3 protein-coding genes and 1 pseudogene are annotated in these 4,287 nt (G+C 51.4%); 1 reads left to right on the top strand and 3 read right to left on the bottom strand.

All coding sequences use genetic code 11. The features are described from left to right. Positions 1 to 175: 175 nt before the first annotated feature. Complete coding sequence (locus M1105_RS20325; RefSeq protein ID WP_249582198.1) at positions 176 to 874, top strand: sulfotransferase family 2 domain-containing protein; 699 nt, start codon at positions 176 to 178, stop codon at positions 872 to 874. Positions 875 to 920: 46 nt separating this feature from the next. Here the strand turns inward: M1105_RS20325 and M1105_RS20320 are convergent. From M1105_RS20320 to M1105_RS20310, 3 genes and pseudogenes are all read right to left on the bottom strand, one after another. Further along, positions 921 to 1,019, bottom strand: a pseudogene (locus tag M1105_RS20320) (integrase core domain-containing protein); the annotation flags it as partial. A gap of 23 nt (positions 1,020 to 1,042) precedes the next feature. Beyond that, complete coding sequence (locus tag M1105_RS20315; RefSeq protein ID WP_249582197.1) at positions 1,043 to 2,875, bottom strand: glycosyltransferase; 1,833 nt, start codon at positions 2,873 to 2,875, stop codon at positions 1,043 to 1,045. After that, entirely contained in the window at positions 2,875 to 3,999 is a 1,125-nt protein-coding gene (locus tag M1105_RS20310) for a hypothetical protein (protein WP_249582196.1), read from the bottom strand. Before M1105_RS20310 ends, M1105_RS20315 begins: the two co-directional genes overlap by 1 nt. Positions 4,000 to 4,287 lie beyond the last annotated feature (288 nt).

Raw genomic sequence — 4,287 nt, 5'->3', positions numbered from 1 at the left:
CTTGTGGTGCTTGTTCGCCATTCTCGATCCTCCTCTGCTTCATCATAGAGGTGGACCAAATCGTCTGGGGAGGCTCACGCGGCAGGGCGATCAGACCCGGCGGTTACGGTTGAATATTTGTAGGAACTGAAGAATGATTTGCATCCCGTGTGGACCTGAGAGGTGAAGAAACGCAATGGTGAGTGCTTCGATTCATCGCGACCAGCTTCGGCGCGGAACTTTCGAGAGTAACATTATAAATCGGAACGCGGGATTCGCGTATCTGTCGATACCGAAGGCTGCCAACTCGTCAATCAAGTACGCGCTGCTTCCTACTGTGGGGCTCGCGGACGACTCCGAGATAAACGGGGTCAAAGCCATCCGCCTTATCCATGATCAATCTTCCGGTCCGTTCAGTTTCGAGCGCAAAGCGCAGATCATCGCTGACCTTCCGCCTTTGATCTTCACATGCGTTCGCAACACATGGGCGCGTCTTCTGTCGTGCTATCAGGACAAGGTAAGGAAGACGTTGCATGGACCATTTTCAATATATGGCATTACTTCCGATTATTCATTTGAAGATTTTCTTGAAATTATCGCTAAAGTCCCCGATGAACTTGCGGAGATTCATTTTAGATCACAACTTTCATTAATACACCATGAAGGAAGATTTCTTCCAAACCTCGTGCTAAGAGCAGAGAATTTACATAAAGAATGGCCTATTTTGCAATCGTACTTCCGATCACAAAATGGAATTGAAATATCCGACCTCAGAATATTAAATCGCACTGCAAATGAAAATAGAGTTACTATAAGCCGCCGCGCGATCGAGATAATATCGACAAGATACAAAGATGAGATCAAATTTTTTGGCTTTTCCCCGCCTGAACAGTGAGTCACTCTCTCCTCCCTTGAAATGATGGAGAATTAACTCAGATCACGAGGCATTCGAGCCGGACCACGGCATTGAAGCTCTCAGCGTAGGCATTGTCCGTTGGCCGGCCGAGGCGGCTGAAGTCAAGCACAACGCCGTTGGCGTAGGGTCAGTGAAGTCAAATCTACTTCAAGAAGAAATGACGACATTATCCAATCTCTCAAGCGCGAAACGCAGGTGTTCGACGACATCCTCGTTGTGTGGGTCAATTTGAAGCGCAAACTCATAATATCGAACCGCCAATTCATGACGCTCTATTTGGTTGAAGAGATGACCTATCTGGAGAAACAGATCCTGGTCAGCCGGCATGATCTCTTTTGCTCGCTGATAGGCATTAAATGCCTCCTCGAAGCGCATCGTCTCCTTCAGCATGTGGCCATACTGTACCCAGTATTCTCCACGTTCCGGCCGCTCGCGCAAACCTTCAGCATAGCAAAATGCTGCTCTGGCGAAATCTTGTCGATCTCGGTACCAATCCGCGGCGTTGAAGCACGCGTCCGCGCCGCTCTCCACAAGCCTCTTTGAAGAGCGTCTCCATGTCCGCTTCGGTGTCACCGCACCGCGCCAAAATTCGATGAGTTCAGGCAGCTCGAACGTGTCGGCCTTCCGGTCAACGACTGTGGTATTCCTCAAGATTTGCGTCTCATCAGGAGCATTCATCTCGCGCAAGGGCTGCACGAGCTCGCGCGCCGAGGGGTGGAGCAAAGCATCGTCAAGTATCCGATCCAGCATCGAAAAATGTGTATGCCAGTCTGGTGGTCGGTATTCACGTAAACGCGCGAGTTGTTCTGCGCGTCGATTGCTATCCAGGCGGGAATATTCGAGAATCGCATCACGCCATGCCGAGATTGCAAGAGGGTGAATGAACTCCGGGACATCCCCCCCAGCTTCATGAAACGCTGGGATGTCCGAAGCGATCACCGGGACTCCTTGGGACAGCGCCTCAACCAGGGGCATTCCCCAGCCTTCGACGAAACTTGGAAAGAGCAGCGCCCGGCATCCAGAAATCAGCTCGCCGAGCTGCTCGTCTGAGACAGAATCGCGCTCAACTACCGCACTTCTGACCGCTGGCGACCGGTCTAGTAGGTCAAACACACTTTCATTCTTCCAGCCTCGTTTCCCAACGATTACCAATCGCGGGACCTTGTCCGCGCCCAAGCTGTTCACCATGTCCCTCCACAAGAGAAGCATGGATATGTGGTTTTTGCGCGGCTCGATGGTTCCAACCATCAAGAAATATTCATCGGATGAAATGGCCGAACGCCCCGACCGGGTTCGGAACCTCGGCTCCACGCCAATATGAAGCACGCTCGGCATCCGGTGACGGATGCCGCAATCATGGTAAAACTTCTGCAACCGATCAGCGGTAAACCTCGAGTTCACCAACAGGATCGGGTCAAATTTAGCAATATTTTCGATGCGGGCAGCGTGTTTTAGCTCATCTCCCTCACGCACATACTCGGGATAGTCAATTGGTATGAGGTCGTGAATATAGAAAGCCATGCGTTGAACGCCTTGGCGCTCGACGCTTCGCAGATATGGTTCGCAATCCAGATTAGCATGAGATGAGTTCAAAAAAATGCGTGGCGCGTTGCGATCCAATTGATCAAAGACCGAACGGCACATCTCGACTATTTTTTTCTGATCGCTAGCGGCGAGATCAAGCATCTTGAAGAATCTGTCATCTTCAGCGACATCTCCGGCTAACCACTGCGCCTCAAGCCTCTTGACCAACGCATCCCCAAACGGCTTCGGAAGCACAACGAATTCGTCGCGCACTCTCAGTCCACAGCGGAATTCGATATCAATTCGAGAACTCAGATGCGCAGCATGCCTTATATCGACCCTGTCGATCCCCGTTGCGAAGTCGCACTTGCGCCTCATAAAAATTCGAGTCGCATCGAATAAAACAGTGTACTTTTTATCTGAGAGATAACATGAATCGAGATGTGTAATCGACATTATCGACCCCAGGTCATGTTGAGGGAATACTTCAAAGCTCCACTTAGGAAAGTTGGATCCCACGGCGTTGGGTTAAACGATTCCCCTCGGATTATCGATTTCCAGAATCGCCCCGTAACCGCGTAGGGAAGTAGAGGAGTGTATTGATTCCAGCGCCTCTCCACTCCGATGCAGGCGAAATGATCTCCATTATTTAAAAAACGCTTTGGGGTAACTCCAAAATATGGCGCCTCCCACAGTGTGCTCGAAGAAAGCGCCCCCGCCACTGAAACTAAATCACTTCCAAGCAAATCGTATATGTTTCTATCCAAAGCCTTAATATTCGGTTCGCCATCCAAAAAAGAATCCAGTCTCGGGTTTGGTTTGCTGTGCGGATGTCTTTTGTAAAATACTGTTCCGTAGTCGTCGACCATCTCTCGCAACGCAAGCTCAACGTCGATTTGGCCTGCATGGATTCCGTTGCACACCAAGGACGCGTCGAATTCCGTTTGACCGAGAAAGACCGCAGAACCTGGGGGAATGGCCGCGGATCCCTGCATGCGCCGACACGCCCGAGCGCTTAGTAGCCGGGCTTCGGTGTGGAATATATCCTCTGGAACTGCGTGCTCTTCCATCCTTTGGCGCAACGCAATAACATTGGTGCGGGCACCAAGGACACAATCCTGTAAGAACCGAAGGGGATAAATGGTGAAGTCGATATACGGGATGCGATTGCGATCAAAAATATCTTTCAGATAGGGTGGAAGTTCAAAACTGACGACGACTCCTCGATCATAGATATCGATTAGAGCCTTCTCGGCGCGCTCACACAGGCGGCTTCGATAGAACGAAGCCCAGCCGGCGGTGGAGAATGGTATGCCATGCATATGGTAGATATCGAGGCGCGTGACGGGATGCGACGTCTCTGTGAGAGACACGTCAATAGACGGCACGCTCAATGTCCGCTCGAAAGAAGGGGAAAGCAGACGCCGCAGCCAGGTAACGTTGATGGTCTGTGGGTTCTCGAAACGATTCTTCCGATGATCTTCAACCCGCAGGACATCTCCTGTGAAAATTATCCTGCTTACGCTGAAGAGAACCTCGCTTCCGAGCGGTTCGCCGGTGAAAGTATCGAAATCCTTCATATTTTTAGCATGCCTCCACCCTTCTGAGCATATACCCCGCACCCTTGAATTACGGCACTTAGATACCCCTATAGGCCGAGAGAGCCAAGCCTAACTTCGCCGAGATGGCCGTGATGTGAGACCGCCAAACTGGATCGCTTGAAGCTGGAGTTTTCCGCGTATTGAGCTGCTACCCGATGTTGGACCGCCCGGCTGGGGCATCTCCGGGGATATTGGTCTATCCCCGGAACCTGGGCCAGTTCAGATGAGAGCCTCCGGCGCTTCGGGAACTCGGCCGTCAGGGCCGGG

The sequence above is a fragment of the Thermohalobaculum sediminis genome (assembly GCF_023487995.1).
GTDB lineage: Bacteria > Pseudomonadota > Alphaproteobacteria > Rhodobacterales > Rhodobacteraceae > Thermohalobaculum > Thermohalobaculum sediminis.
Note: the sequence above shows the minus strand (reverse complement) of the source record. Positions and strands in the feature narration are given on the sequence as shown.